The 26,659-nt window shown below is 75.9% G+C and carries 28 protein-coding genes, 2 pseudogenes and 2 riboswitches; of the genes and pseudogenes, 14 read left to right on the top strand and 16 right to left on the bottom strand.

Translation table 11 applies throughout. The features are described from left to right. Positions 1–591: 591 nt before the first annotated feature. Both BLS82_RS13925 and BLS82_RS13920 read right to left on the bottom strand, forming a co-directional pair. On the bottom strand, positions 592–984 hold the full coding sequence (locus tag BLS82_RS13925) for an SAV_6107 family HEPN domain-containing protein (RefSeq protein ID WP_092866868.1): 393 nt from the start codon (positions 982–984) through the stop codon (positions 592–594). Between the two features lies 1 nt (position 985). Beyond that, a complete protein-coding gene (locus BLS82_RS13920) occupies positions 986–1,333 on the bottom strand; it encodes a DUF6504 family protein (RefSeq protein ID WP_092866866.1) in 348 nt (115 codons plus the stop codon). A 278-nt stretch (positions 1,334–1,611) separates the two neighbouring features. Here BLS82_RS13920 and BLS82_RS13915 point away from each other — a divergent pair, with 278 nt between their 5' ends. The 6 genes and pseudogenes from BLS82_RS13915 to BLS82_RS13890 all read left to right on the top strand — a co-directional run. Beyond that, positions 1,612–2,316: a monooxygenase gene (locus BLS82_RS13915; RefSeq protein ID WP_218123922.1), complete on the top strand. Its 705-nt coding sequence runs from the start codon at positions 1,612–1,614 to the stop codon at positions 2,314–2,316. Then, positions 2,313–3,149, top strand: coding sequence for a carotenoid biosynthesis protein (locus BLS82_RS13910; RefSeq protein WP_176819100.1), 837 nt, complete (start codon positions 2,313–2,315; stop codon positions 3,147–3,149). Before BLS82_RS13915 ends, BLS82_RS13910 begins: the two co-directional genes overlap by 4 nt. An 11-nt stretch (positions 3,150–3,160) precedes the next feature. Further along, the gene (locus tag BLS82_RS13905; protein ID WP_218123921.1) at positions 3,161–4,312 is read left to right on the top strand and encodes a glycosyltransferase family 2 protein; all 1,152 of its coding nucleotides are present in this window, start codon (positions 3,161–3,163) and stop codon (positions 4,310–4,312) included. Between the two features lie 59 nt (positions 4,313–4,371). Continuing rightward, complete coding sequence (locus tag BLS82_RS13900) at positions 4,372–4,983, top strand: hypothetical protein (protein ID WP_092866862.1); 612 nt, start codon at positions 4,372–4,374, stop codon at positions 4,981–4,983. A gap of 28 nt (positions 4,984–5,011) precedes the next feature. Then, positions 5,012–6,577, top strand: a complete 1,566-nt coding sequence (locus tag BLS82_RS13895; RefSeq protein ID WP_092866860.1) for a phytoene desaturase family protein — start codon at positions 5,012–5,014, stop codon at positions 6,575–6,577. A gap of 50 nt (positions 6,578–6,627) precedes the next feature. Then, a pseudogene (locus tag BLS82_RS13890) lies at positions 6,628–6,930 on the top strand (hypothetical protein); the annotation flags it as partial. A 153-nt stretch (positions 6,931–7,083) separates the two neighbouring features. Here BLS82_RS13890 and moeB read toward each other — a convergent pair. From moeB to thiO, 4 genes are all read right to left on the bottom strand, one after another. Next, positions 7,084–8,295 carry a molybdopterin-synthase adenylyltransferase MoeB gene (moeB, locus tag BLS82_RS13885; RefSeq protein WP_092866858.1) on the bottom strand — a complete coding sequence of 404 codons (1,212 nt, stop codon included), beginning with the start codon at positions 8,293–8,295 and terminating at the stop codon, positions 7,084–7,086. Continuing rightward, positions 8,292–9,131 (bottom strand): thiazole synthase, encoded by an 840-nt coding sequence (locus BLS82_RS13880; RefSeq protein ID WP_092866856.1) that lies wholly within the window; start codon positions 9,129–9,131, stop codon positions 8,292–8,294. The genes moeB and BLS82_RS13880 overlap by 4 nt, the downstream gene beginning before the upstream one ends. Further along, a complete protein-coding gene (thiS, locus tag BLS82_RS13875) occupies positions 9,128–9,382 on the bottom strand; it encodes a sulfur carrier protein ThiS (protein ID WP_218123919.1) in 255 nt (84 codons plus the stop codon). Before thiS ends, BLS82_RS13880 begins: the two co-directional genes overlap by 4 nt. Further along, positions 9,379–10,533, bottom strand: a complete 1,155-nt coding sequence (thiO, locus tag BLS82_RS13870; RefSeq protein WP_092866854.1) for a glycine oxidase ThiO — start codon at positions 10,531–10,533, stop codon at positions 9,379–9,381. Before thiO ends, thiS begins: the two co-directional genes overlap by 4 nt. Continuing rightward, positions 10,523–10,629: riboswitch (TPP riboswitch) on the bottom strand. Its footprint overlaps the gene before it by 11 nt. 27 nt (positions 10,630–10,656) lie before the next feature. Here thiO and thiE point away from each other — a divergent pair. Both thiE and BLS82_RS13860 read left to right on the top strand, forming a co-directional pair. Beyond that, positions 10,657–11,313: a thiamine phosphate synthase gene (thiE, locus tag BLS82_RS13865; RefSeq protein WP_092866852.1), complete on the top strand. Its 657-nt coding sequence runs from the start codon at positions 10,657–10,659 to the stop codon at positions 11,311–11,313. A 30-nt stretch (positions 11,314–11,343) separates the two neighbouring features. After that, positions 11,344–11,455: riboswitch (TPP riboswitch) on the top strand. Beyond that, positions 11,446–12,786: a purine-cytosine permease family protein gene (locus BLS82_RS13860; protein WP_092866850.1), complete on the top strand. Its 1,341-nt coding sequence runs from the start codon at positions 11,446–11,448 to the stop codon at positions 12,784–12,786. Its footprint overlaps the riboswitch before it by 10 nt. A gap of 3 nt (positions 12,787–12,789) precedes the next feature. Here the strand turns inward: BLS82_RS13860 and BLS82_RS13855 are convergent, their stop codons facing one another. Beyond that, a complete protein-coding gene (locus BLS82_RS13855) occupies positions 12,790–13,521 on the bottom strand; it encodes an SGNH/GDSL hydrolase family protein (RefSeq protein ID WP_092866848.1) in 732 nt (243 codons plus the stop codon). Positions 13,522–13,628: 107 nt separating this feature from the next. On the opposite strand from BLS82_RS13855, the gene BLS82_RS13850 reads away from it, so the two are divergent. Further along, positions 13,629–14,654 (top strand): ion channel, encoded by a 1,026-nt coding sequence (locus tag BLS82_RS13850; RefSeq protein ID WP_092866846.1) that lies wholly within the window; start codon positions 13,629–13,631, stop codon positions 14,652–14,654. A 15-nt stretch (positions 14,655–14,669) separates the two neighbouring features. On the opposite strand, the gene BLS82_RS13845 is transcribed toward BLS82_RS13850, so the two are convergent. The 6 genes from BLS82_RS13845 to BLS82_RS13820 all read right to left on the bottom strand — a co-directional run bounded on the left by BLS82_RS13845 (position 14,670) and on the right by BLS82_RS13820 (position 20,116). Then, on the bottom strand, positions 14,670–15,215 hold the full coding sequence (locus BLS82_RS13845; protein WP_092866844.1) for an RNA 2'-phosphotransferase: 546 nt from the start codon (positions 15,213–15,215) through the stop codon (positions 14,670–14,672). Positions 15,216–15,258: 43 nt separating this feature from the next. Further along, positions 15,259–16,536: an ABC transporter permease gene (locus BLS82_RS13840; RefSeq protein ID WP_092866842.1), complete on the bottom strand. Its 1,278-nt coding sequence runs from the start codon at positions 16,534–16,536 to the stop codon at positions 15,259–15,261. Further along, positions 16,533–17,480 carry an ABC transporter ATP-binding protein gene (locus BLS82_RS13835; protein WP_092866840.1) on the bottom strand — a complete coding sequence of 316 codons (948 nt, stop codon included), beginning with the start codon at positions 17,478–17,480 and terminating at the stop codon, positions 16,533–16,535. The genes BLS82_RS13840 and BLS82_RS13835 overlap by 4 nt, the downstream gene beginning before the upstream one ends. Positions 17,481–17,541: 61 nt before the next feature. Next, entirely contained in the window at positions 17,542–18,243 is a 702-nt protein-coding gene (locus tag BLS82_RS13830; protein WP_255378340.1) for a response regulator, read from the bottom strand. Beyond that, entirely contained in the window at positions 18,240–19,490 is a 1,251-nt protein-coding gene (locus BLS82_RS13825; protein ID WP_369811099.1) for a sensor histidine kinase, read from the bottom strand. The genes BLS82_RS13830 and BLS82_RS13825 overlap by 4 nt, the downstream gene beginning before the upstream one ends. A 269-nt stretch (positions 19,491–19,759) precedes the next feature. Beyond that, a complete protein-coding gene (locus tag BLS82_RS13820) occupies positions 19,760–20,116 on the bottom strand; it encodes a cysteine hydrolase family protein (RefSeq protein ID WP_218123917.1) in 357 nt (118 codons plus the stop codon). Positions 20,117–21,236: 1,120 nt separating this feature from the next. Between BLS82_RS13820 and BLS82_RS16835 the strand changes: the two genes are divergently transcribed. Continuing rightward, a complete protein-coding gene (locus tag BLS82_RS16835; RefSeq protein ID WP_092866834.1) occupies positions 21,237–22,136 on the top strand; it encodes a CPBP family intramembrane glutamic endopeptidase in 900 nt (299 codons plus the stop codon). Positions 22,137–22,335: 199 nt separating this feature from the next. After that, positions 22,336–22,848, top strand: a complete 513-nt coding sequence (locus tag BLS82_RS13810; protein WP_092866832.1) for a hypothetical protein — start codon at positions 22,336–22,338, stop codon at positions 22,846–22,848. 198 nt (positions 22,849–23,046) lie between these two features. On the opposite strand, the pseudogene BLS82_RS13805 reads toward BLS82_RS13810, so the two are convergent. The 3 genes and pseudogenes from BLS82_RS13805 to BLS82_RS13795 form a co-directional block, all read right to left on the bottom strand. After that, positions 23,047–23,331: pseudogene (locus BLS82_RS13805) on the bottom strand (CpaF family protein); the annotation flags it as partial. After that, complete coding sequence (locus BLS82_RS13800; protein ID WP_218123915.1) at positions 23,332–23,934, bottom strand: P-loop NTPase family protein; 603 nt, start codon at positions 23,932–23,934, stop codon at positions 23,332–23,334. An 11-nt stretch (positions 23,935–23,945) separates the two neighbouring features. Next, positions 23,946–24,200 carry a hypothetical protein gene (locus tag BLS82_RS13795; RefSeq protein ID WP_092866830.1) on the bottom strand — a complete coding sequence of 85 codons (255 nt, stop codon included), beginning with the start codon at positions 24,198–24,200 and terminating at the stop codon, positions 23,946–23,948. A gap of 821 nt (positions 24,201–25,021) precedes the next feature. On the opposite strand from BLS82_RS13795, the gene BLS82_RS16535 reads away from it, so the two are divergent. From BLS82_RS16535 to BLS82_RS13780, 3 genes are read left to right on the top strand one after another with little or no spacing between them, the layout of a single operon-like run. After that, the gene (locus BLS82_RS16535) at positions 25,022–25,282 is read left to right on the top strand and encodes a hypothetical protein (RefSeq protein WP_255378339.1); all 261 of its coding nucleotides are present in this window, start codon (positions 25,022–25,024) and stop codon (positions 25,280–25,282) included. Between the two features lie 17 nt (positions 25,283–25,299). Next, positions 25,300–25,752, top strand: a complete 453-nt coding sequence (locus BLS82_RS16830; RefSeq protein ID WP_369811084.1) for a dihydrofolate reductase family protein — start codon at positions 25,300–25,302, stop codon at positions 25,750–25,752. A 44-nt stretch (positions 25,753–25,796) separates the two neighbouring features. Then, the gene (locus tag BLS82_RS13780; protein WP_092866824.1) at positions 25,797–26,654 is read left to right on the top strand and encodes a ParA family protein; all 858 of its coding nucleotides are present in this window, start codon (positions 25,797–25,799) and stop codon (positions 26,652–26,654) included. The last annotated feature ends 5 nt before the right edge of the window (positions 26,655–26,659 follow it).

The raw sequence follows: 26,659 nt of genomic DNA, 5'->3' as shown, positions 1-26,659 counted from the left end.
GCGCGCTCCAGACAGCAGCTGGCTGCTCAGACGGTCCATCTGCCGGAACGGATCCCCGAACGGATCAAAACGCATCACGCTCATCGCGTCCTCCTGGTCTCTCGCTGTGGCGGGCCGGCTCGGACGCCGGCGCTGCCGGGTGCTTGACGACGTGCTGTCCGTGGTGGTGGTCAGGCGGCCGGCTGCGCCGGGTGCGCTGACGGCTGCGGACCCGCCGGAGGGGGCGGGTCACCGAGGCCGTGGACACCCGCTCCGGAGAGCAGCGCCGGACCCAGCGCCCTCCTCGCGAGGCCGCGCGGGCGGCGACGGGCGACGGCCAGCTCGCGCTGGAAGACGACCCGGGCTCGGCGCTCGAGACGAGCTGCCTCTGCGTCCTGGTCAGGTCTCGACATCCCAGCGTCCACCGCTCGTCCCGCCCTCGCAGAACCGGGGCCCTCCGGGGCCACCACGCTTCGTGGCTGCCTTCTCAACCAGCCGGTGAGTTACCCCGCCGGGAGCGGGGCGTAACCCGCGCGCAGCGCCGAGGTCCTCCCCGGACGACGGGCAGCGGGCCCCGCAGGCACCCGCGCAGGACGGCTCGGTGGCGGCCGGTCAGGACGCGGTGGGCAGCCGCACCGCGGCGCGGGCGCCGATCAGGTCGGCCGCGAGCGCGGTGAAGGCCTCGGCGTCGCGGACGTGCCGGTCGGCGTCCGCCGCCGTCACGGCGTCCGGTCGCCCCGCCTCCACGGCGGCGCGGCGCGGGGCGGCGGCCGCGAAGCGGGCGGCGGGCGCGGCCAGCTCGGGAGCGACCTCGGCCAGCTCCTCCCACACGTTGACCGGACGGCGCCGGCGCCCGGCCCGCACGCCCCGGACGGCGAGGACGGCGGCACCGGCGCGCAGGGCGGCCAGGTGGGCGGTCACGAAGCGGTCGCTGGGCGCCTGCGCCGCGCCGGCCTCGCGCAGACCGGCGGACGCGCGCCCGATCAGCTCGGCGGCGCCGGCCACGTCAGTCCACCACCCGCAGCAGGCGCCAGCCGTCGTGCCCGCCGGGCCGGCCGAGGTCGTACGTGCCCACCGCGGCCCACTGGCCCGCGCTGGCGGCCACGCGCCACACCTCGTCGTCCGCGCCGTCGTCGGCTCGGTCGCTGGTCCGGCGGCCGGGTCGCCCTCCGGAGGGCTCCACGCCGTGCACGGCGAGGGCGGCGGCGCCCTCCCACCACGGCGCGCGCTCGTGCCAGTGGCCGAGGACCTCGCGCACGACGTACAGGCGCTCGCGCCAGACGAACGCGGACGGCGCGCCGTCGCCCGCCGGCTCCCGGCGCACGTGCACGACGTCCCCTGACCGGCGTCCCACGGCCCCTCCTCCCCCGCCGCAGCGGAGCGCCGGGAGGCCGCGGCCCAAGGGCTTCCCCTTCCCCTGGGCCGCGGCTCCCGCGTCGAACGCCTGTTCGACACGGGGAGTAGATCGTCTTCGCGCCCGGCCGTCAACCCCGGCGCGCCCGTCCGGGGGACGCCGGCCCGCCGGCCCGTGCCAGCACGCGCACGAGCCCGAGCGCGCGCTCGTCCTGACGCGCAGGACGCGCGGAGGACGGGCGCAGCGCGAGCCCGTGCCGCGGCGTCTACGGTCGGGGCGTGAGCGCGTCGCAGCCGCCCGCCGTGGTGACCCTGCACGTGTGGGGCGTGCGCGGGCGCTCGGTGCCCGCCGCCGCCGCGCGCATGGCGCTCGACCGGCCGCTGCTGCGCCGCGGCCCCGCCCGCTTCTGGAAGCTGCTGGGCACGGGCAGCGGCCGCACGTTCACCGCCCGCGACGCCGACCCGCGCCACTGGGCCCTGCTGGCTGCGTGGGAGCGCCCCGAGGACGCCGAGGAGTTCGAGGACGGCGCCACCGCGCGGGCGTGGGGCCGCCTCGCCACCGAGCGGCTGCGGGTGGCGCTGGCGCCGCTGGCCAGCCGGGGCCGCTGGTCGGGCGCCGAGCCGTTCGGCTCCCCGCGGCCCAGCCGGGAGCGGGCGGGCGGGCCGGTGGCCTCCCTCACGCGCGCGCGCATCCGCCTCGGCCAGGAGCTCGCCTTCCGCCGCGCCGTCCCGCCGGTCTCGGAGGACCTGCAGCGCGTCGAGGGCCTGCGCCTGGCGCTCGGCGTCGGGGAGGCGCCGGTGGGCCTGCAGGGCACGTTCAGCCTGTGGTCCGACGCCGCCGCCCTGCAGCGCTTCGCCCACCGGCGCGCGGCGCACCAGGAGGTGGTCGCCCGCACCGCCGAGCGGCGCTGGTACGCCGAGGAGCTCTTCGCCCGCTTCGCCGTCCTCGACGTGGACGGCACGTACCGGGGCCGGCACCCGTGAGGCGCCTGCCGCTGGCGCTGGCGCTCGCCGCGGTGCTGGCCCAGGTGGCGCACCCGCTGCTGTCCGGGCACGCGCTGACCGCCGCCACGATCGCCGCCGTCGTGCTCTTCTGCGCCGCGTCGGTCACGTCCGCGGCCGCCACGCACGGCCTGCGGGCGGCGCTCGCGCTCGCGGCCGTGGGCGGGGTCGGCGGCGTGGTGGCGGAGGCCGTGGGCGTGGCGACGGGCGTGCCGTTCGGGGACTACGCCTACGCGGGGACGCTGGGCCCCCAGGTGCTCGGCGTGCCCCTGCTGGTGCCGCTGGCGTGGACGATGATGGCCTGGCCGTGCCTGCTGGCCGGCCGGACCGTGGCGGCGCGCTGGTCGCGTCCGGCGCTGGCCGTGCCGCTGGCCGCGTGGGCGCTGGCGGCGTGGGACCTCTTCCTCGACCCCCAGATGGTCGCCGCCGGCCACTGGGCGTGGGAGCACCCGGAGCCGTCGCTGCCCGGCTCCCCCGGCGTTCCGCTGACGAACTACGCCGGCTGGCTGCTCGTGGCGCTGGTCATGCAGGCGCTGCTGCACGCGCTCGTGCCGCGCCGCACCGCCGATCCCGGCGGGGCGGGGACGGCGCGGGGGGCCTCGCTCGGTGCGGGCGCCCCGGCCCTGCTGCTGGGCTGGACGTGGCTGGGCTCGACGCTGGCCAACCTCGCCTTCTTCGGGCGGCCGGCGGTCGCGGCGTGGGGCTTCGCCGCCATGGGCCTCGTGGTGGGCCCGTACCTGCTGCTGCTGGTCCGCTCCCGCGCCGCCGCGCTCCCGGCCGAGGCCCCGGCCCGCAGCCGCGCGCCGGCCCTGTGACCACCCGTGCCGTGCGCGCGCTGGTGCGCGCCGGCGCGGGGGCGGCCGCGGTGCTGGCGGCGCACTCGGCGCTCAACGCCCGCCTCCTGCGCACCCCGCCCAGCGATCCTCCCGACGTGCCGGAACGCGTGAGCGTGCTGCTGCCCGCGCGCGACGAGGCGGAGCAGGTCGGCGCGTGCCTGCGCGCCGTCCTGGCCAGCACCGGCGTGCCGGACCTGGAGGTGCTCGTCCTCGACGACGGCTCCACCGACGGCACCGCGGCGGCCGCCGCGGCCGCCGCGGCCGGCGACCCGCGCGTGCGGCTGCTGCCCGGCGCCGCCCTGCCGCCGGGGTGGCTGGGCAAGCCGCACGCCTGCGCGCAGCTGGTCGCGCGCGCGAGCGGCACCGTGCTCGTGCTGGTCGACGCCGACGTGCGCGTCGCCCCGCACGCCCTCGCCTCCGCGGTGCACCTGCTGCGCAGCACCGGCCTGGACCTGGTCAGCCCCTACCCGCGGCAGGTGGCCGTCACCGCGGCCGAGCGGCTGGTGCAGCCGCTGCTGCAGTGGTCGTGGCTGACGACGCTGCCCCTGCGGCTGGCCGAGCGCTCCCCGCGCCCGTCCCTGTCGGCGGCCAACGGCCAGCTGCTCGTCGTCGACACCGCGGCGCTGGCCGCCGCCGGGGGGTACGCGGCCGTGCGCGCCGAGGTGCTCGAGGACGTCGCCCTCGTGCGCGCCGTCAAGGCCGCCGGGGGCCGCGGCGGCGTCGTCGACGGGACGGCGCTGGCCACCTGCCGCATGTACCGCTCCTGGCCGGCGCTGCGCGACGGGTACGCGAAGTCGCTGTGGTCGGCGACCGGCTCCCCGGCCGGTGCCGTCGCGCTCGGCGCGGGCCTGCTGCTCGTGTGGGTGCTGCCGGCCGCCGCGGCGCTGACGGGCTCGCGCGCCGGTCTCGCGGGCTACCTCGCCAGCGTGGCCGGGCGGGTCGTCGCAGCGCGGCGCACGGGGGCCCGGGCCTGGCCGGACGCCCTCGCGCACCCGGTCTCCGTGCTGCTCCTGGTGCACCTGCTCGTCCGCTCGTGGCGGCTGCGGCGCACCGGCGGGCTGGCGTGGAAGGGCCGCGCCCTGCCGGCGCCGTCCCCGCGCGCCGCGCCGCGACCACCCCGTCGCACCTCTGACCTACTGTGACCCCGATCGGTGAGCTCCGCTGGGAGCGTCCGCAGCAGCCGAGGAACCGGAGGACCGCCGTGCGCGCCGCCCGCACCCGCCGCGCGGCCGCCCGCACCGCCGCGGCGGCCGCCGCGCTCCTCCTCGCGGCCGGGTGCTCCGGCGGCGCCGAGGCACCGGAGGCCTCCGCGACCGCGTCGGCCACCTCGCCGGCATCGACGTCCACCGCGCCGTCCACGTCCGCATCACCGTCCACGGCACCGTCCGCGTCGGCGTCCGCGTCGGCATCCGCCTCGGGCGGCACGGCCTCCGAGGCCCCTCCCGCTGAGCAGGGCGCCACCGCCTCGCAGACCACCCCGGGCACGGGCTCGTCCGCCGGCGGTGTCGTCGAGGGCTTCCCGACCGACCTGGTGCCGGTCCTCCCCGGGGCGACGGTGACGTCCACGAGCGCGGTGCCGGTCGGTGACCTGCAGCAGGTCAGCCTCACGGCGGCCACGACGGCTCCCGCGGAGGAGGTCCTGGCCTTCTACCGCGAGCGCCTGCTCGCCGCGGGGTTCGCCGAGACGCCGAACGCCCAGGGCGCGACCTTCACCCGCGGCGGCGGGCAGGAGGACCTGCGGGTCGCGGTCGTCTCCGCCGGCGGCCAGCAGCAGTTCACCGTCGGCGGCACCATCGCCCCGGCCGCCGGCTGACGGCCGGCGGACAGGAGCTCGATCACCCGTGGCGCGCGTCGTCGTGGTCGGTGCCGGCCTGGGCGGGCTCGCCGCGGCCGCGCGCCTGGGCGCCCTCGGGCACGCGGTGACCGTCTGCGAGCAGGCGCCGCAGGTCGGCGGCAAGCTGGGCTGGTTCGAGCGCGACGGATTCGCCTTCGACACCGGCCCGAGCCTGCTGACGTGGCCGCAGGTCTACGAGGACCTCTTCGCCGCCACGGGCGCACCGCTGCGGCACGTCGTCGATGTCGTCCCGGTGGACCCGGCCTGCGCCTACCGCTTCGCCGACGGCACGCAGCTGCGCGTGCCCGACCGCGACCCCGCCGCCCTGCACCGGGCGCTGGAGGACGCGCTGGGGCCCGGGCGCGGCGACCAGTGGGCCGCGTTCGCCGCCCGCGCGGAGCGGGTGTGGGAGGCGACGCGCACGCCGTTCCTCACCTCGCCCCTGGACGGCGCCCGCACCCTCGCCCGGCTCGCGACCGGGCCCGGCGGGACGCGCGACGTGGCCACGATCGCGCCGTGGCGGTCGCTGCGCGGGCTCGGCAGCCGCTACCTGCACGACCCCCGGCTGACGGCGCTGCTCGACCGGTACGCCACCTACACCGGCTCCGACCCGCGCCGCGCTCCGGCCGCCCTGGCCGCGGTGCCGCACCTGGAGCAGGCGCACGGCTCCTGGTACGTGCGCGGGGGCCTGCGCCGGCTCGTCGAGGCGGTGGCCGACCGCGCCCGCGAGCGCGGCGCGCTCGTGCGCACGGGGACGGCCGTCGAGGAGGTGCTCCTCGAGGGCGGGCGGGTCGCCCGGGTGCGCCTGGCCGGCGGCGAGCGGCTGGCCGCCGACGTGGTGGTCAGCGACGCCGACGCGACCGCCCTCTACGGCGACCTGCTGCCCGGGCGAGCGCGGCCCGGCGTGCGCAGGGGCCTGCGCAGGAGCCCGGGGGCGGGTCTCGGGGCGGCGCGGGCGCGCCTGGCCGCGGCGACGCCGTCCCTGTCGGGGTTCGTGCTGCTGCTGGCGCTGCGGGGGCGCACGCCGGGCCTGGCGCACCACACCGTGCTCTTCCCCGCTGACTACGACGCCGAGTTCGACGCCGTCTTCGGCACCGGGCGCCTGCGCGGGCGCCCGCAGCCGGTGGCGGACCCCACGGTCTACGCCAGCGTGCCCGACGACCCGGCCCTGCGCCCGGACGAGCACTCGGAGGCGTGGTTCGTGCTGGTCAACGCCCCCCGCCACAGCCCGCACGACCCGCGCGCCGGGGTCGACTGGACGGCGCCCGGGCTCGCCGACGCGTACGCCGACCGGGTGCTCGCCGTGATGGCGCAGCGGGGCCTGGACGTGCGCGAGCGGCTGCTGTGGCGGGAGGTGCGCACGCCCGCGGACCTGGAGCGCGAGACCCGCAGCGTCGGCGGCTCGATCTACGGCTCGTCGAGCAACGGGGCCCGGGCGGCGTTCCTGCGCCCCGCCAACCGCTCGCCCGTGCCGGGCCTGTTCCTCGTCGGCGGCTCCGCGCACCCGGGCGGCGGCATCCCGCTCGTGGGCCTGTCCGCGCAGATCGTCGCGGGCCTGGTCGGCCCAGCCTGAGCGCCCGGCGCGCCGCGCACCGGAGCGGCGGCGTCCTACGCTCGGCGCCCGTGCCCCTGGTCACGCCGGACGGCCGCTACCTCGTCGTGCGCGGGCGGCTGTGGCGCCGCGCCGACCCCCGCCTGCACCCCGATGAGCGGGCCGCGCTCGTGCGCGAGCTCATGGCGGCCCGCCGCGCCAAGGGCGAGGCGATGCGCGCCGGGGACCCCGCCGCGCGCGAGGCGGCCAGGGCCCGCGTGGACGCCGCCAAGCGCGCCCTCGGCGAGCGAGGGCCGGTGTGGTGGGACGACGGCGCCCCGGACCTGACGCGGCGGATGGCCCGCACCACCGCCTACGCGGACTGGTACGCGGCCTCCGGGCACGACGCGGACGACGCGGACGACGCGGACGACGCGGACGACGCGGACGACGCGCAGGAGCACGAGGACCGCGAGGGCCCGGGCGCAGGTCCGCCCGGGTGAGCACCCCGAGCGAGACGGTCACGGCGGTCGACCAGGCGGCGGGGATCAGCGCGCAGGGCCGGGGTCCGTCCTCGCGGCCGTCCACGCCGCGACACCACCCTGCAGGTGCACCGCGTCCGCGTGGCCGCGGTCCAGCAGCGCCCGCAGCGCGCGGGCCGAGCGCGCGCCGGCGGCGCAGTGGAGCACCACGGGCCGGTCCGACGGCACGTCCGCCAGCCCGCTGCCGCCGAGGATGCTCGCGAGCGGCACCAGGACGGCGCCCGGGATCGACGAGGCGGCGTGCTCGTCGGGCTCGCGGACGTCCACGAGCAGGAAGTCCTCCTCCCCCGCCTCCCGGGCGCGCAGCCGGTCGGCCAGCTGCGCCGCCGTGACGACCGGCAGGTCCTCGGTGGTGCCCGCCCGGCACGCGTGCGGCTGCTCGGCGAGCCCCGTCACCGGCGGCCGGGAGGGGTCGGGCCGCAGCTGCAGGGTCCGCCAGGTGGTCGACAGCGCGTCCAGGACGACGACGCGGCCCAGCAGCGACCGCCCGCACCCGGTGATGAGCTTGACGGCCTCGGCCGCCATGACGGAGCCGACCACCGCGCAGACGGCGCCGAGGACGCCCGCCTGCCCGCACGAGGGCACCGTCCCGGGAACCGGCGGCTCCGGGAAGAGGTCGCGGTACTGGGGCCCGTGCTGCGCCCAGAAGGTCGCGACGTGGCCGTCGAAGCGGAGCACCGCCCCCCACACCCACGGCTTCCCCGCGAGCACGCACGCGTCGTTGACGAGGTAGCGGGTGGGGAAGTTGTCCGAGCCGTCGAGGACGAGGTCGTACCCGGTGACGAGCCGCTCCGCGTTCTGCGCCGTCAACCGCTCGCGGTGGCGCACCACCCGCACGAGCGGGTTGGTGCGCTCCACGGCCCGCGCGGCGCTGTCCACCTTGGCCCGCCCCACGTCGCCGGAGCCGTGCACGACCTGGCGCTGGAGGTTCGACTCCTCGACGAGGTCGTCGTCGAGGACGCCGATCGTGCCGACCCCCGCGGCCGCCAGGTACAGCAGCGCGGGAGAACCGAGGCCGCCCGCGCCCACGACGAGCACCCGCGCGGCCTTCAGGCGCCGCTGGCCGAGGTGGCCCACCTCCGGCAGCTGCAGGTGGCGGACGTAGCGGCGCGCCTCCTCCGGCGTCAGCTCCGGCGCGGGCTCGACGAGCGGCGGCAGGACGCCGGTGGTCCGGGCGGCCCCGGATGCTCCCGTGGCCCCGGGTGCTCCCGTGGTCACGGACGCTCCCCCAGGTCGGCGAGGCCCTGCCACGGCGAGGACGCCAGCGCGCGCCGGCGCCGCGGGATCCGCCCGGCGCCGCGGGCCGCGCGCCCGGCCTGCACGGCCAGGCGCATGGCGTGGCCCATCAGCTCGGGGTCCTGGGCGCGGGTGACGGCGGTGGCCAGCAGCACGGCGTCGCAGCCGAGCTCCATGGCCAGCGCCCCGTCCGAGGCCGTGCCCACGCCGGCGTCGAGGACGACCGGCACGCTGGCGCGCTCGACGATCAGGGCGATGTTGTGCGGGTTGAGGATGCCCAGGCCCGACCCGATGGGGGCGCCGAGCGGCATGACGGCGGCGCAGCCGGTCCGCTCCAGGCGCAGGGCCAGAGCCGGGTCGTCGTTGGTGTACGCCAGCACGGTGAACCCGTCCTCCACGAGCTGCTCCGCGGCGTCCAGCAGCTCCACGGCCTCGGGCAGGAGCGTCTCCTCGTCGGCGACGACCTCGAGCTTGACCCACGAGGTCTGCAGGGCCTCACGGGCCAGGCGCGCGGTGAGCAGCGCCTCCCGGGCGGTGCGGCAGCCGGCGGTGTTGGGCAGCACCCGCACACCGACGCGGTCGAGGACGTCGAGCAGGGCGCCGCGGGCGCCGGGGTCCACGCGCCGCACGGCAACCGTGGTCATCTGGGTGCCGGAGGAGCGCAGGGCCCGTTCGAGCACCTCGAGGTTGGCGGCGCCGCCGGTGCCGGTGATGAGGCGGGAGGTGAACGCCTCGCCCGCGACGACCAGGGGGGCGTCGGCCGGCCCCGGGGTCGGGGACGGCGAGCCGGCGGCGGGGGCGTGCAGCTGCGCGGTCATCCGCCCGCCACCGCCCGCAGCACCTCGAGGCGGTCCCCGGCGACGACCGGGGTGGCCGCCCAGCTCCCCGAGGGCACGACCTCGTCCCCGAGCGCGACGGCGGTGCCCCGGGCACCGCCGACGGCGTCCGGGGCCAGCCGGGCGACGACGTCCGCGACCGTCGCCCCCACGGGCAGGCTCATCGGCTCCCCGTTGACGACCACGTCCACGCTCCAGGCCGCGTCCGCGGGGTCCCTCGTGCTGGCGCTCACGTTCCCACCTCCTCCAGCACCGCTGGTCGCGGTGCACACCGGTCGGGGCCGAACTCGGACAGGTGCGCCGGCAGGCCGGCGCCGGTGAGGACGTCGGCGACGGCGTCCGCCGTGGTCCCGGACAGCAGGACGCCGTTGCGGTGGTGCCCCACCGCCAGCACCAGCCCGGGCACGCTCGACGGGCCGATGATGGGGGCGTTGTCCGGGGAGCCCGGGCGGCAGCGGGCGGCGGCCTCGACGAGCTCGAGCTCGCTGACGGCCGGGACGAGGGCCTGCGCATCGCGCAGCAGCTCGTAGACCGCCCCGGCGGTGACGGTCTCGTCGAAACCGCGCTCCTCGGTGGTGGCGCCCACGACGAGCTCACCGTGCGCCCGGGGCACGAGGTAGACCTCCCGATCACGCACGCGCCCGCGCACCGTGCGCGAGATCACGTGCTCGCCGGGGGGCATGCGCAGCCGCAGGACCTGGCCCTTGACCGGGTGGACCGGCGGGTGCGCGGGCGCCGAGCCGCGGGCGCGCGCCCCGGTGGCCAGCACGACGCGCTCCGCGCGCACCGGTGCGCCGTCGTCCAGCCGGACGCCGACCGCGCACCCCCCCTCGACCTCGACCCGCCCCGCGGCCACCACGGTGCGCACCCCGGCCGCGCGCGCCGCCGCCTGCAGCGCGGCGAGCAGCAGCCGCGGGTCGACCTGGTGGTCCCCGCGCACCAGGGCGCCCCCGCACACGGCGGGGTCCAGCAGCGGCTCCAGCTGCCGGCACGCGCGCCCGCTCAGGGCCTCGACGTCGAGCCCGAGCCGCTGCTGGGCGCGGCGGACGTCGGCCAGGCGAGCGCGGTCGTCGGCCTCCAGCGCGACGGCGAGCGTCCCGCAGGCGCGGTAGCCGGGGTCGGCGCCGCTGGCCGCCTGCAGGTCGGCGACGTAGCGCGGGTAGTCGGCGCTCGCGAGCAGGCTCAGGCGCAGCAGCGCCTCCTCGCCGTGGTGCAGCTCGCTGACGGGGGCGAGCATGCCGGCGGCGACGCGCGAGGCGCCCGAGCCGGGCGCCGGGTCGACGAGGACCACCCGCAGGCCGCGCTGCGCGGCGCGCCACGCGCACGCGGTGCCGATCACGCCGCCGCCGAGCACGACGACGTCCGCGGAGGCGACACCGGCCATGGACGCTCCCTTCGCCGGCATGACCCGGATCAGGTTCGACGGTCGGCGAGTGCGCTCGCCCTCTCAGCCCGCGCCCGGGCTCCCGTGGACCTCAACCGTAGCCCTGCTGGCACACTGGCGCGCGTGCCGGGTCCCGACCGCCGCACCGCCCTCGCCGACGCGCGCCTGTACCTGTGCACGGACTCCCGCCGCCGCCAGGGCGACCTCGAACCGTTCCTGGACGCCGTGCTGGGCGCGGGCGTGGACGTCGTCCAGCTGCGGGAGAAGGGCCTGGAGGCCGCCGAGGAGCTGGAGCTGCTGCAGGTGGTGGCCGCGGCCGCTCGCCACCACGGCCGGCTCGTGGCCGTCAACGACCGCGCCGACGTCGCCGCCGTCGCCCGCCCGGACGTGCTCCACCTGGGCCAGCAGGACCTGCCGCCCGCCGCCGCGCGCCGCATCCTCGGCCCCGACGTCCTCCTCGGGCGCTCGACGCACTCGGCGCGGCAGTTCGACACGGCCCTCGCCGATCCGGACGTGGACTACGCGTGCGTGGGTCCGACCTGGGTGACGCCGACCAAGCCCGGTCGGCCCGCCGCGGGCCTGGACCTGGTGCGCCACGCCGCCGCCGTCGCCGGCGGGAGCGCGTGGTTCGCCATCGGGGGCGTCGAGGGCTCGACGCTGGACGCCGTCCTGGACGCCGGCGCGCGCCGCGTGGTCGTCGTCCGGGCGATCACCGAGGCGGACGACCCGGCGGCGGCAGCCGCCGAGCTGGCGCGGCGGCTGCGGGAGCACGGGTCCTAGCGGACTGTTGAGCCCCGTGGCGTAGAGTCGCCGCCGCAGTGCGGGAGCTCGGACGAACCGGGCTGAGAGGGTGGCTGGACGTGCCGCCGACCGCTGGAACCTGACCGGGTAATGCCGGCGTAGGGAGCGCGTGTGAACACGTCTGTCACCAGCCGTCCGTCCTCAGCACCTGACGCCCCGATCACCCTCGCCGAACCGGCGGCCAGGACGCTGGGGCTGCGGGACTGCCTGGGCCTGTGGGGCAACCTCGGCACCAGCCTGCTGCTGCCCGTGGCCGCGACCTACGTGGTGCTGGCCGGCCGGCCGCTGGGCGCGACGCTGCTGGCCATCGTCGTCGGCGCCGTCATCGGCGGCCTGCTGCTCGGCCTCGGCGCCGCCGCGGGCGCCCGCGAGGGCGTGCCGACCATGGTGCTGATGCGGGGCCTGTTCGGACGGCGCGCCTCGGTGGCGCCGACGGTGCTCAACCTCGTGCAGTGCGTCGGCTGGGCGACGTTCGAGATCGTCATCATCGCCGAGGCCGCCTCGCGGGCCCTGGACGCCCCCCGCTGGCCGTTCGTGCTCGGCGCCGGGGCGCTCGCCACCGCCATGGCGCTGCGGCCCCTGGGCGCGGCGCGCGTCCTCGCCCGCTACGCGGTCTGGGCGGCGCTGGCCGCGGTGCTCCACCTCTTCGCCCAGGTGCTCGCCGAGCCGCTGGTCCCCGTGAGCGATGGCGGGGCGGCGTCCTTCTGGACGGCGGCCGACGTCGTGATCGCCCTGCCGGTGTCCTGGTTCCCCCTGGTCGCCGACTACACCCGCCACGCGCGCTCGCCGAGGGCTGCGCTCACCGGGGCGGCGCTCGGATACGGCGGGGCGACCGTCGCGCTGTTCACCCTCGGTGCCCTGGCCCTGGCCGCCTACGGCGCGGCGGGCCTGGACATGATCGACGCCCTGCTCGCCGTCCCCCTGGGGCTCCTGGCGGTGCTCGTGCTCCTCGTCGTCGAGGTCGACGAGGCCTTCGCCAACGTCTACTCCACCGCGGTCTCGGCGCAGAACCTCGCCGGCCGGCTGGACCGCCGGGTGCTCGCGGTGGTCACCGGCGCGGTGGCGACGCTGCTCGCCCTCGCGTTCGACATCGCCGCGTACGAGCCGTTCCTCTTCCTCATCGGCGCGGTCTTCGTGCCCCTGGTGGGGGTCTTCGTGGTGGCCTACCACCTGCTCCCCCGCGGCGCCTGGGACGTCTCGGAGACCGCGCCGTCCCGTCCCCTGCTCCTGCTGCCGTGGGTGGCGGGGTTCGTGGCCTACCAGCTGACGCTGCCCACCTCCCTCGCCGGGCCCGGAGCGGGCTGGACGGCGTGGTGGCGCTCCGCCCAGACGGCCCTGGGCATCGACCCGGCCAACGGCTGGTCGGCCTCGCTGGTCAGCCTCGCGGTCTCCGCCGCGCTCACGGCGCTCGTCGGCCTGCCGGGCGCGCTCTCGCGGAGCCGGCGCACCTGAGGCTCACCCGAGGGCGAGGGCGTTCCAGAACGCGGCGCGCACGCCGCTCGCTCCCCACGCGTTGGGCTCGATGACGCCGCAGTACCACAGCTCGCGGTCAGCAGGGCGGGCCTCGCGCTGCGCGGCGTCCCCGCGCGCGAGCCCGTGGCCGAGGAAGCGACCGTGCACGTCCGCCACCCGCGCGCCGTGCTCGGCCGCCACGGCGCCCAGGGCGGCGTTGAGCTCGCCGAGGACGCCGACGACACCGGGCCACGGGGGCAGCCCCAGGCGCGTCGCGTCGCCGGTGCCGTCGCTGGGGTCGTAAACCGTGCCGACGACCACGCGCGCGTCCGGGGCGGTCAGGGCGCCCAGGCGCTCCAGCGCCCGGTGCAGGTGCTCGCGCACGGCCCGCACGGCGTCCAGCGCCGCCGGGGTGTTCCCGAAGCGGGAGAGCACGTCGTTGCCCCCAGCCGTCACCGTCACCACGGACGGGCGCAGCCCGGAGCGCTGCAGGGCGGGCAGCTGGTCCTCGACGACGCCGCGGGAGGTGGCGCCGTCGCTGGCCAGCACCCGCCACGCCAGGCCGGGCAGGCGCGTGGCGAGGTCCGCGCCGCGCCAGTGCGGGAAGTCCTCGTCGCGGTTGCGCGCCAGCAGGCTCGCGCCGCCGCGCCCCGGCCCTCCGGCGTAGTCGTCGATCGAGATCGAGTCGCCCAGCCCGACGTAGACGGGTGCGTCCGGCTGCGTCCTGTCCGCCATGCGCCGTCCGTGCCCGCTGAGGCGCCTCCCACGCACCGTGCCGCACCGTGCCGCGACGGCCCGCGGGCGCAGTAGGTTGCGCGCGTCCGCCGCCCACAGGGAGCCCCGTGCCGTTCCTCCTCCTCCGGCTGTCGCGGTACCTGCGGCACCTGACCGGCTGGCGCCTGCCGCTGGTCATCATCGGGGTGGTCTTCGCCACGAGCTGGCTGGCGATGTGGCTGGTCGAGCCCGGGGAGATCACCGAGCCGGGGAACTACTGGTGGTACTTCGTCGTCACGGCGGCCACGGTCGGGTACGGCGACTTCTTCCCGCAGACCGCGGCGGGCCACGTCGTCGGGGCGTACGTCATCGTCGGCGGCATCGTCACGCTGACGCTGCTCTTCACGCGCCTGGCGGACCGGGTCCAGTCGATCAGGGGGACGCGCATGAGGGGCCTGGCGCCGCTGGACCTGCAGGGCCACGTCGTCGTGCTGGGGTACGCGCCCGGCCACACCGAGCGCATCGTCGCGGAGCTGACCGCCGAGGACGGCCTGCGGGTGGCGCTGTGCGCCTGGGACGACGTCGTCGAGCACCCGCTGCCGGAGCGGCCGGCGGTCTCGTTCGTGCGAGGCGACCTCGGCAGCGCCGACGTGATGCGCCGCGCGGGCGTCGCCCGGGCCCGCACCGTCGTCGTCGACGGCCGCGACGACGACGAGAGCCTGACGATCACGGTGGCCGTGCACCACGCCGCCCCGGACGTGCACACCGTCGTCGCCCTGCGCGACCTCGACCGGCGCGAGCACATCGGCTACGTCGACCCGCGGATCCAGTGCGTGCAGTGGCACATGCCGTTCCTGATCACCGAGGAGGCCCTCGACCCCGGCATCACGCAGGTCTACCACGACCTGATGCGCAGCGGCGGGCACGGCAACACGTACTCCCTGCCGCTGCCGGCGCGCTGCGCCGGGTCGTCCTTCGGCGAGGTGCAGACCCGGTTCGGGCGCTCCTTCGGCGCCACGGTGCTGGCCGTGCGCACCGGGGACGGCCTGGTGGTCAGCCCGCCGTGGGACCGCGCGCTCGCCCGCGGCGACGTCCTCTACTACGTCGCGGCGCAGCGGCTGGACGCCGACACCGTCCTCCACGCGCTGCGCTGAGCCCCCGGCGGGTGCTCAGTCGCGCTCGATCACGGCGAGGAAGGACGGCGGCACGGCGGCCACGAGCCAGACGCCGTTGGCCGAGCGGCTGAAGGGCGCGCCGGCGGCGGCCAGCCCCGCGGCGTCCACGCGCAGCACCGCCGCGGGCCCGCGCCGGCGTCCCACCGCGCGGGCGGTGGCGGCGTCCTCGCTGAGGTGGACGGCGTGGCGCCGGCCCGGGCGCAGCCCCTCGGCGAGGACGGCGGGCAGGGCGCGCAGCGGCGTGCCGTGGAAGAGCACCCGCGGCGGGGGCTGCGGCGCGTGGCCGAGGTCGACCGGCACGCTGTGCCCCTGGCTGGCGCGGATGCGCGCGCCGGTGGCGTCGAGGGCGTACCGCTGCTTGGCGTCGGCGGCGACCAGGCGCTCGAGGCGCTCGCGGCTGACCGGGGCGCCGTGCGCGGCGAGCGCGGCCAGCAGGTCCGCCACGCCGACCCACCCGGCGTCGTCGAGCTGCAGGCCGACGCTGCCCGGGGCGTGGCGCAGCACGTACGAAAGCCGCTTGCTCAGCCGGACGTCGTCCACGGCCGCCCAGTCTCGCCGCACGCGCGGCGACCCCGGGCGAGTGTCAGGCCGGGTCGGACGACGCGAGCGCGCCGCGCCAGGAGCCCTTGCCGCGGGTGCGCAGCAGCGAGCGCTCGTACAGGCGCGCGCTGACGACCACCAGCGCGGTCGCCGTCAGCAGGAGGATCCCGAGGGAGAGGAGCGCCTGCCAGACCTGCGCGTCCCCGAGGGCGAGCAGGCGGGGCATCACCAGCGGCGACGTGAGCGGCAGGTAGGACAGGGCCGTCAGCAGCGGCCCCTCCTCGGTGACGAAGACCGCCACGAAGAACGGCAGGGTGATCGCGAGGTTGAGCGGGAACGTCGTCGACTGCAGGTCCTCGGTGCGCGGCGCCATGGCGCCGGCCGCCGCGAACAGGCACGCGAGCATCGTGAACCCGGCGACGAAGAAGACCACGAACCACCCGCTGGAGCGGGCGATCAGCTGCAGCAGCGCCCCCTGGCCCGACAGGGCCGCGCCGACCGCGGCGATCCCGACGATGAGGACGACCTGCCCGAGGGCGAGGACGCCGGTGGCGAGCACCTTGCCGACCAGCAGGGAGCGCACGGGGACGGCGGCCACGAGCAGCTCGACGACGCGGCTCTGCTTCTCCTCCGTCACCCGCTGGGCGATGAGCATGCCGTAGCCGAAGGTGGACGAGAGGAACAGCAGGGCGAAGGCCAGGCCGACGAGGTACGTCAGGCCCTCGTCGGCGTCGGCCTCCAGCGTGCGTTCCGGCAGGGGGCTCGGCTGCAGGGCGGCGGCCTGGTCGTCCGTGGCGCCGAGGTCCGCCGCCACCGTGGCCGCCCGCTGCGCGCTCACGACCTCGGAGAGCAGGACGGCGGCGTCGGCGGGCACGCCGTCGCTCCCGACCAGCTCGAACCCGTCCCCGGCCGGCACGAGCGCGACGTCGGCCTCCTCGGCGCGCACGGCCGCCTCGGCCGCCGCGGCGTCGGCCACGGGCAGCGCCTCCAGCGCCAGCTCGGGCTCCTCACCGGCCGGGGCCTGCTCCCGCGCGCGCTCGTCGGCGGCGTCCACGACGTCCTGCCCGGCGGCGCCGACGACGGCGACGCGGACGTCGTCCGTGCCGCCCCCGAGGACCGCGGGCAGGGTGACCGCCAGCGCGACGACGAGCAGGGTGAAGGCGGTGGAGAGCAGGAACGCGCGGTCCCGCAGGGTCACGGCGATCTCGCGGGCGGCGACGACCCGCACGGCCGAGCGGGTGTCCAGGGCCCGGCGCCGGGGCGGTGCGCCCGCCGCGGGCGGCGCCGTGCGGGGTCCCTGGGCGGGTGCTGCGGTGCTCATCGGACGACCTCCCGGAACAGCTCGGACAGGGTGGGCACGACGGGGCGGAACTCGCGGACGGCGCCCGCGGCGCTCGCGCGGGCCAGCAGGCGCTGCTCGGCGGCGGCGGGGTCCTCCACCCGGCCGGCCGCCGAAGCACCGTCTGGGCCGCCCGCCGCGCCGCCCGCCGCGCCGTCCAGCTGCACGAGCGCGGCGGCGCCGGAGACGTCGAGCACGTGCAGTCCCGGCTCCTCGCGCAGGAACCCGGCGTCGGGCTCGACGACGATCCGGTAGCGCAGCGGGGAGCGGGAGCGGCGCAGCTCCTCCGCCTCCCCCGAGGCCACGACCCGGCCGTGGTCGAGCACCACGACGTCGTCGCACAGCCGCTCGACGAGGTCGAGCTGGTGGCTGGAGAAGAGCACCGGCACCCCGGCCGAGGCCCGCGCGCGCAGCAGACCGGCCATGGCGTCGACGGCGATCGGGTCCAGGCCGCTGAACGGCTCGTCGAGCACGAGCAGCTCGGGGTCGTGCACGAGGGCGGCGGCCACCTGCACCCGCTGCTGGTTGCCCAGGGACAGTCCGTCGAGGACGTCCCCGGCCCGCTGGGCGATGCCGAGCTCCGCCAGCAGGGCCACGGCCCGCTCGCGCCCCTCGGCGGCGTCCAGCCCGTGCAGGCGCGCGAAGAAGACCAGCTGGTCCAGCACCCGCATCTTCGGGTACAGCCCGCGCTCCTCGGGCATGTACCCGAAGCCCGCACGCGCGTCGGCGTCGACGGGCCGCCCCCGCCAGCGCACCTCCCCCGCGTCCGGCGGCGTCACGCCGAGGACGACGCGCATCGCCGTCGTCTTCCCGGCGCCGTTGGCGCCCACGAACCCCGTCATGCGCCCCGGCCGGACGGCGAAGGAGACGTCGTCCAGCGCGGGAGCGGCGCCGAACCGCTTGGTCAGTCCGATGATCTCCAGCACGCGACCGACGCTAGGGGCGCGGGCGGGGCCGGCGCGTCCACCGCGCGGCGGGACCCGCGGGTCATCCTCCCGGCGGAGGCCCGCCCTCCCCGGGCGCGACGAGGCCCGTCTCGTAGGCGTGGACGACGGCCTGCACGCGGTCGCGCAGGCCCAGCTTGGCCAGCAGGTGCGAGACGTGGGTCTTCACGGTCGCCTCGCTCAGCACCAGGCACTGGGCGATCTCCGCGTTGGACCACCCCCGCGCCAGCAGGACCAGCACCTCCCGCTCGCGCTCGGTGAGGGCGGTGAGCAGGTCCGGGCGCGCGGCGCGGCCGGGGCGGGCCGCGAACCGCTCGATCACCCGGCGGGTGACGGCCGGGTCGAGCAGCGCCTCCCCCGCCGCGACGAGCCGCACCGCGGCGACGAGCTCCTCCGGGCCGGCGTTCTTCAGCAGGAACCCGCTCGCCCCCGCCTCCAGCGCCGCGAAGAGGTAGTCGTCGCGGTCGAAGGTGGTCAGGACGACGACGGCGGAGCACGTCGTGGCCACGACCTCGCGCGTCGCGGTCAGCCCGTCCACCCCCGGCATCTGCACGTCCATGAGGACGACGTCCGGGGCCGTGGCGCGCACGAGGGCGACCGCGGCGGCCCCGTCCGCGGCCTCGCCGACCACCTGCAGGTCCGGCTCGACCCCGAGGATCATCCGGAACCCGGTGCGCACGAGGTCCTGGTCGTCGACGAGGACGACGCGCACGACGCGGTCCCCGGCGGCGGGGGCGCCGCTCACGCGTCCTCCGGGAGGGGGAAGCGGGCGCGCACGCGCCACCCGCCGTCCGGGCGCGGGCCGACGTCCAGCAGGCCCCCGTGCAGGGCGAGGCGCTCGCGCATGCCGACCAGGCCCAGCCCGCCGCCCCCGCTCGGGGCGGCGCGGCCGTCGTCGACGACCTCGACCTCGACGGCGCCGGACAGCCAGCGCAGGCGCACCGAGGCCCGCCGGGCCCCGGCGTGGCGCACGACGTTGGTCAGCGCCTCCTGCACCACCCGGTAGGCGCTCACCGACGTCGACGGCGGCACCGGGCGGGGGGTGCCGACCTCGGCGTGGTCCACCTGCAGGCCGCCGCGGGGCTCGGCGACGAGCTGCGGCAGGCACCGCAGGTCCGGCGCCGGCCCGGGCCCGCCGTCGAGGGCGTCGGGGCCGTGCGGGGCGTCGCCGGCGCGCAGGACGCCGAGCAGGCGCCGCATCTCCTCCACGGCCGCGCGGCTGCTGGCCTCCACGGCCGCCATCGCCGCGCGCGCGTCGTCCGGGCTGGTGTCCAGCACGCGGCGGGCGGCCCCGGCCTGCACGCCCATGGTGCTCACGTGGTGGGCGACGACGTCGTGCAGCTCGCGGGCGATGCGCACGCGCTCGTCGAGGACGGCGCGGCGGGCGTTCTCCTCGCGCGAGCGCCGCAGCTGCTCGTTGCTCGCCGCCAGCGCCGCGCGGCTGCGGGCGTCGCGCCAGGCGGCGTCGCCGAACATCCACGCCCCGGCGAAGTAGACGACGTTCAGCGCCGTCGCGTAGACCACGGTGGCCGCCCGCGGCGGCAAGAACCCGGTCTGGTCGCTGTCGGTCCCCGGCAGCATGGCGCTCAGGGGCGTGGCGGAGAAGCCGATCACCAGCCACGCGAACATCGCCACCACGACCACGAGGCGGGCGGCGGTGGCGACGCGGCGGTCCCGGGCCCACGCCCCCGCGGTGTACAGGGCGACGAAGAGGCAGATCGACGTCATGGTGCCCTCGAGCACCAGGCGGGCCTGCAGCGCGATGAAGGTCGCGGAGACCACGAGCAGCACCGCCACGGGGTAGCGGCGCCGCACGCACAGGGGCAGGGAGATCGCGAGCGCCCACGCCAGCTGCTCCAGCGCCGGCGGCGACTGCGGCAGGGAGTACCCGAAGCTGCGCGCCAGCTCGGTGCTCGCCGCGGTCGCCGCCGCCAGCACCAGCCCGAGCCGGACGTCGGCGCGCCGCTGCGCGGTGGTGGGGCCGGGACGCACCCACTCGTCGTCCTGCGGCGGCTCGGGCGCGGGGGCCTGCCCGGCGGCTGGGGCGGCTCCTCGTGGCGTCTGCCCGTCGGGCACCGCGGCGCTGCGGTGAGATGTGCTCGCTGCTGTCGCGCTCACGCGGCCACCCTAGGCGCGGTGCTCGTGATGCTGACCCGTGCGCCGGGCCCGGTGTCCGTCCTCCGGGGACGCCCAGCCGTGCGCTGCGGCCGCCGTCGCGTGGCTGCGCGTCCCCGGTCGACCCGGCGGCGCGAGCAGCCGGCTCAGGTCCGGGACGGGTCTCCCGCGCCCGTGCCGCCGCGCAGGGCTGCCGCCACCTCGGCAGCGCTGCCGCGGTAGCTCATGAACGTGTAGTCCAGCGACGCCAGCGATCGCTCGGCGGCCTGCGGGCTGACAACCCCGCAGGCGTCGTCGACCACCACGGGCAGGAAGCCGAGGTCCGCGGCGTGGCGGGCGGTGGGCTCGATGCCGATCTCCAGCACCGCGCCCACGAGCACGAGCGTCGTGACGCCGCGGTCGCGCAGCACGGCCTCGACCGGCGTCCCCACCAGCGCGGACATGCCGAGCTTGTCGGAGACCGGCTCCCCCGGCGCGAGGATGATCTCGCTGAGAGATCCCAAGCCTCTCATCAGAAACCCGCCGCATCTCATCATCCCCCTGTAGAACATCCGCGCCGGGCCCTGAAGGCGATGTTCGGCACGATCGCCTCAGTTCGAACTGCGCCCCGGCGCCGTGACCACCTGACCGCCGCCGACGAGCTGGTGCTGCTGGCTATCACCCGTACTGCCCGCAGCCACCCCGACCAGTCCCGGCGCTGGCCGACAAGGGTCACATCTGCGCTGGTGTAGGCATCCTCCTCTTCATCCGCCGACCAGTCAGCCGACACGCGAGTCCGAGGCACCGGCTATCGCTTGCGTGCCAGCCTGATCAGCCCGGCCGCGCAGACCAACGCCTTCCTGCGACGCTAGTGCGCCTTCGTGCACATGCCCTTGACACCCGGTACGTCGAGACCCTCGCCACTGCGGTACTCGTGCTGAGGTCACTCGAAGCCGCACGAGCGCAAGGAACCTCACTGTCCGTGAGTAGATGCTTTTGCGTGTCACCTCGGGTCTACCGCAAGCGGCGCTCCGCACTCGGCGCGGCCACAGCCTTGACATCGGCACGACGCCTGGCCAGGCTGAGGCAACTCCACCAAGGAGGCACGCGACCCTACAGGCAAGGGGTCCTGGGCTCAGAGTCGAGCATCAGCGTTCAACCGATCGTGCCGTCATCTTCCTGCTGCGTGGGAGGTCCTACGTCGATTCAGCCTCGCCAGTTCAGCTCATTCCCGCTCGCGTCGACGAGCACGAGTCCGGGCCCGAGATCACGCGGTGGTGCGCGAGGCGCTCATTTTTGGGGGCCGATCACTGCGGCGAAGGATCAGCGCCGCCATCATCGCTGTGGGACTGCTGGGAGGCACGAGCGCTTGCGCGGCTCAAGTCGCATCGGCGGCATGCGAAGGAAGAGCCAACAACGTGCACCACTCAGCAGGTGCCCCAAGTGACATGACCGCGAAATCCACTGGCAAGTGCACCGGCCCGGTTACAGTCTCAAATTACGTAGAGATTCAACGGCTGAGCAGTGGACAGTGGGTCAATCACAAGCGTACTTTCATCAGCGCCTTCGTGGCTGTACCAGGCAAGCAGTACACGCGCCAAGCAGCCACCCAGTGTTCGCGGGGAACTTTCAAGAACAAGACATATGTTGTTGCTACGTACGAGGGACAGACAAGATCCACGACGGTCTACTCGGGCCAGACAACGAATCCGTGTGGGTAAGACATGCGCACCCTGGTCCTTCGCGCAAGACCAGCCTGACGCACTTGGAACTCGTCCTCCTGCACCTCGGAAGTTCGCCGCACCTGGACTAGTCGCAGCGGCAGGTCTGTCTCTAGCAACTTCAAGTCTTGGTCTCGTCGGCGCCTGCATTCTCGTGTCAGCCGTCAGTGGCTGGGCAGCTCTCAGTCGTTCCAGCGAAGATGACCTCGCTCCTGCGGTCTGGGTGTTGGCGTCGGTACCCCTGGGTGCGCTGTTGTTCCACACCACCTCCGCGCCGTGGCACGTGATTCCGTTGACGGCCGGGCTCGTCCAGGTGGGCTGGCGAAGAGGCTTCAGTGCCTTCAGGCCACGTACCCGCCTACAGAAACTCCAAGTGGGGCAGTGCTTGCCGAGGCCTGTCCGCAGCACTGCGGCAGATGTCTTTCTTGCCGCAGCGGTATCGATGCTCTCCATCGCTGTCGTCACGGCCTACTTGAAGCACGAGAATGTTGTATCTCTTGGGCCACCACAGCTTTATCTCCCGTACGTCATCGTGGGCTCAGCGCTGGTCAACTCCGTGACTGAAGAGATGGTGTGGAGGTCAGCTGCACTGACCATCTTGACTCGTGCCACCCCTCGGTGGGCAGCGGTCAGCGTCTCCGCCTCGTCCTTCGGCATTGCTCACTACGCGCTGGGCCTCCCGAGTGGTGGGGTCGGAGTCGCGTTGGCGAGCGCCTTCGGCGCTCCGCAAGGATTCCTGTTCCTCAGGACCGGCTCAGTAGTCCTTCCCGTCCTGGTCCATTTCGTCGTGGACGTAGCCATACTTCTCAGCATCGGATCGTGAAGAAGATCGTCGGGGGCTTCAGGTGAAGGATCGCGGTAGCCGCCAGATGCGGCCGCGTGATGTTCAACTACGTCTGCAGCAGGCGCCCAACGGCACGTGGGCATCCCTGGTAGGAGTCGAGTGGCCCTTCTACGGCCGAATACTTCATCCCGCTTACAGGCTCGTGGGGGGGACTCAGGTCCCTGTGCCGTGGAGAACAGTGGCGAAGGATCGTGGTGTCACGCTCGCCAAGAGCTCTTGGTATGACGTCTCAGGGGCACGTCTCCATCACGACACCTCCGGAGCAGGCTGGGATCTGGAGCCGTCGGTCGGCGCTTCGGATGCAGAGCTGCTGACGAGGGTCCTCGCCGCCCTCGTGCAGACGGCGAGTGAAAGCATGTGGCTCGGTCACTGGACCGGTCAGTATCACGACTTTCCGGCGAGGGAAGGAGAGCAGGTCCTTCTAGGGGCCTTCAAGCGTGAGTACCGCGTCTTCCCAGTCACCCGAAGCGGAGTACTGGAGCACGTCCGAGGTCGTGAGTCGTCATATGCGCAAGTCATGGGATCGACGCTCAGCGTGGCTTGGGACGAACTGGGCTCGTGGTTCATCAACTTTGACATCGACTTGCCCAGCACCGTGGTGGGATGCACGGAGGAGGCGGCGATGCTGCTGAAAGCCGATGCCCAGCTCGAGGTGGTCGAAGTTGATCCTCTCGACCATGTGATCGCTTAGCGCGTGTCTGTCACGGCAAATCGCTCGTAGCAGGCCAACGTTGTCATCGATGTGATGGCGGTTGCACCTGAAGAACTGCCCTCGGCTCAGCTGATCCACGATCCGGGAGGTCTGCGGTCCGTAGATTCCCTGCCATGCCCGAGCATGGCTGCTCCGCCGCAGCTGCGATCACTAGGTCACTTCCGCGACGTCTTCTGAGGTGCCTCCGGAAACCACGGCGTTCAGGCCCGCCGCCACCGCGGCGTCCAGGAAGGCCGCGCACGCGCCCGTCAGGGTGCCCAGGGCGACCAGGTCCTCCAGGCGGGTGGCGCGCACGACGAACTTGCGCACGTTCACCGCCCAGTGCCGGCGGGTGATGTCCGGGATCACCACGTGCAGGCGCGAGCCGTCCGGCAGCGTGGCGTCCACGAACGGGCTGGACAGGTCCACCCGGCGCCCGGAGGCCTTCAGCATCCGCTCGACCAGGTCCCGGACCTCTGCCTCTCAGGGCTGACCGGTCGCGCGCGGTGGTCGGGGTCCAGCAGCAGCTGGCTCCAGGACGCGCCCCGTCCACCGCTCGACCTCGGCACGGCTGCGCAGCCGCACGATGACCAGGTCGGGCCGCTGGCGGAGCAGGGCCTCGATGCGTGGCCCGATGAGGCCGTGCGTGCGCCACGCCCACCGGACGATGTGGTCGCGGTCGGTGACGAAGTGGTGCAGCGGTGGCTCGAGGTTGCCGTTCCACAGCACCTGCCGGCGCAGCCGCCGCACCAGAGTGCGCCGCACCACCTGGCGCAGCACCGTGGCGCGCGGCAGGTCGAGCCACACGAGCAGGTCCGCCCGTTCGGCCAGCAGCGGGCGCGCCGCGGAGTACTGCCACTCGGTGGTCCACGCGGGGCCGGCGGCGAAGGCCGCCACGTCGGCGGCGAAGGTCTCTCGCGGCGTCCAGCCCGGCCCGTGGAAGAGGGCGTCGATCTCCACGTGCGGCACGCCCAGCACAGGCGCGGCGCAGGCGGCCAGCGTCGTCTTGCCCGACCCCGACGTCCCGGCGACGAGCACGCGCCGCGGCCGGTGCGGCAGCGGCGCGTCGGCGTCCAGCAGCGGCACGTGGTCGCTCCTCACAGCCGGGCCACGTCCGGGCGCGGCGCCCGTGACCCGGCGGCCAGCACGAGCATGCCTCCCACGGTCAGCAGCAGCCCCACGACGACGACCGGGACGCACCCGGGGCGGATCCGGTCGCCGAGCAGCGCCAGGCCGACCAGGCCGGGCACGAGCACGGTGGTCACGGACAGCACCGCGCTCACCGCGCCGACCGCGCCTTCGCGCAGCGCCGCCGTGAGCAGCACCGTGCCGGCGACGCCGAAGACCAGCACGGCGTAGGCGACGGCTCCGGTCGCGAGTTCGAGCAGCGAGGCCTACAGGGTGGAGGCGATGTGCACGGCCCCGCAGCGATAGGGACACCCCGCCGTAGGCGAGGCCTGCGAGCATGGCCGTCGCCAGGGGGTGCACCCCGCGTCGCGCGACCGGCACCAGGGCGAGGACCACAGCGGCGGCGGTGACCAGCGCCGGGGTCGCCGCCGAGGGCAGGCCCTTGGCGCGTCCGGCGGGCGCGCTGGCGGCCACGAGCACCAGGCCGAGCACCACGGCCAGCACGCCGGCGAGGTCGCGCGGCGGCAGCCGGCGCGGCTCACCGCCGCCGCGGCTGGCGATGGTGGTGACGGCAACCGACCCGGCGAGCACCGACTGCACGGCGAAGACCGGCGGCACCCACAGCGCGACGACCGACAGCAGCCACCCGAGGCCGTCCAGCGCCAGAGCGGCGAGGTACCGGGGCTCGCGCCTCACCGGGCGCCCGTGCCGAGCCCGGCGGCTGCCCGAGGCCTCCAGCAGCGAGGCCGCGCTGTTGACCAGCATCGCGGCGACCGCGCAGAGGAGTGCCCGCGCCGTCATGCCGCTCCCCTCACCGCCGGACGATCGCGTGCCAGACAGTGCCAGAGCGGGTCACCGCCGTCACGGGCGGCGGTCACCGAGAGCGAGCACCCCCGGACGGATCCCCACCTGCGTCGACGAGGAGCCGTGAGCCCAGCGCGCGCGTGACCACCGCTCCGACCGATGACCCCGGTACGGCGCAGCAGTCGTTCCTGGTAGCGCTGCCGACGACGGCGCGCCCGATGCGCTGAGCAGGAGGTCACCCGTGCACACGATCACCGCGGTGGAGAACGTCTCGTTGGACGAGGTGATGCAGTCGCCCGGCCGGCCGGACGAGGACACCCGCGACGGCTTCGACCTCGGCGGCTGGGCCTCCGCGCGGCTCACCGCCGACCCGCAGGCCGCTCAGGCCTCGATGCGGGGGCAGGGCAGCACGGCGGCCCTGCTCCTCGGCCGGCGCCCTACTCCGACCTGCTCGGCCACTGGCTGTCCACGCCCGAGCCGAACCCCTTCGCCGACGTCCTGACGCGGACTCCGAAGTACGTGGTCTCCCGGACACCGGACCCGGAGCTGCCGCACCCGAACTCCACGTTGCTGGCCGGTGAGGCCGCCGACACCGTCCGGGCGCTGAAGGAGCGCGGCGACGGCAACCTCGTCGTCCTCGGCAGCGGCGCCCTCGTGCGAGCGCCGGCCGCTGCGGGCCTGGTGAACCGCTACGTCTTCACCACGATCCCGGTGGTCCTCGACCGCCGCGTCCGGCTGTTCGAGGCACGCACGCCGAGCTCGAGGTGGAGTGGAGCACGACGTCCCCGACCGGGATCGTCGTCGCCAGCCACCGCGTGCTGCGCTGAGCGCCGCCCCGCCGAGGACTCCTCCTGCGGAGCACACACCCCCACACGTGCGCGCAGGGGGGCACGAGAAGCGCACGTACCGCCACAAGTGCGGCATGGGGGCCGGGCGGGCGCGCGAACGGCGGTACGAACGCGCTGGTCCTAGGGTTCCGGGCAGACCGGCACGCTGACGCGACTCGGAGAGGGCCCATGACTGGAGCGGGACCCGGCGTCCTGACGGTGGCCAACCAGAAGGGCGGCGTCGGCAAGACCACGACGACCGTGAACCTGGCCGCCGCCCTGACCCACATGGAGAACCGGGTCCTCGTGGTGGACCTCGACTCCTCCTCGACGGCGACCGCGGTGCTCCTGGGGGTGGACGCCGACGTCAAGCACACGGTCGACGACGTCCTGGCCCCCAACGGGTCGCTGCGCCCGGAGGACGCGCGGGCGGCCGTCGTCCCCAGCCGGTGGCCCGGCGTGGACGTGCTGCCCAGCGACTTCTCCCTCGCCGAGCGCGACCAGGACGGCGACGTCCTGCAGGAGCGGCTGGGCACCGCGCTCGGCCACCTCGAAGAGTACGACTGGGCCCTCATCGACGCTCCGCCGCACCTGGGGCGCCTGCTGGGCAGCGCCGTGCTGGCCTCGGACTCGGTGCTGCTGGTCACCGAGCCGGCGGCGGTGTCGTTCTACGGCCTGGCGCACCTGCGCCGCACCATGCACGCCATCGGCGAGGGCTACGGGCACCGGGTGGACATCGCGGGCATCGCGGTCAACAAGGTGCAGACCGGTACCGTCGCGCACCGCGCGGCCCTGCGGCGGCTGTGGGAGGAGCACGGGGACCACATTCTGGGGCTGATCCCCCAGCGCGTGCCGATCGCCGAGGCCCTGAACTCCGGGGTGAGCCTGTACGCGCTGGCGAGCACCTCCCGCGGCCGGTCCGCGGCGATGCTGGCTCAGGAGTACGAGCACCTGGCCGCGCGCCTGATCGGCCTGCCGGCCCCACCGGTGGCCCTGCCGTTCGACACCTCCGAGGCAGCCCGAGCGGCCGAGAGCGACGCTTCCTGACGCAG

This window comes from Quadrisphaera sp. DSM 44207 (assembly GCF_900101335.1).
Classification (GTDB): domain Bacteria; phylum Actinomycetota; class Actinomycetes; order Actinomycetales; family Quadrisphaeraceae; genus DSM-44207.
This window is presented reverse-complemented; position numbering and strand designations above follow the sequence as displayed.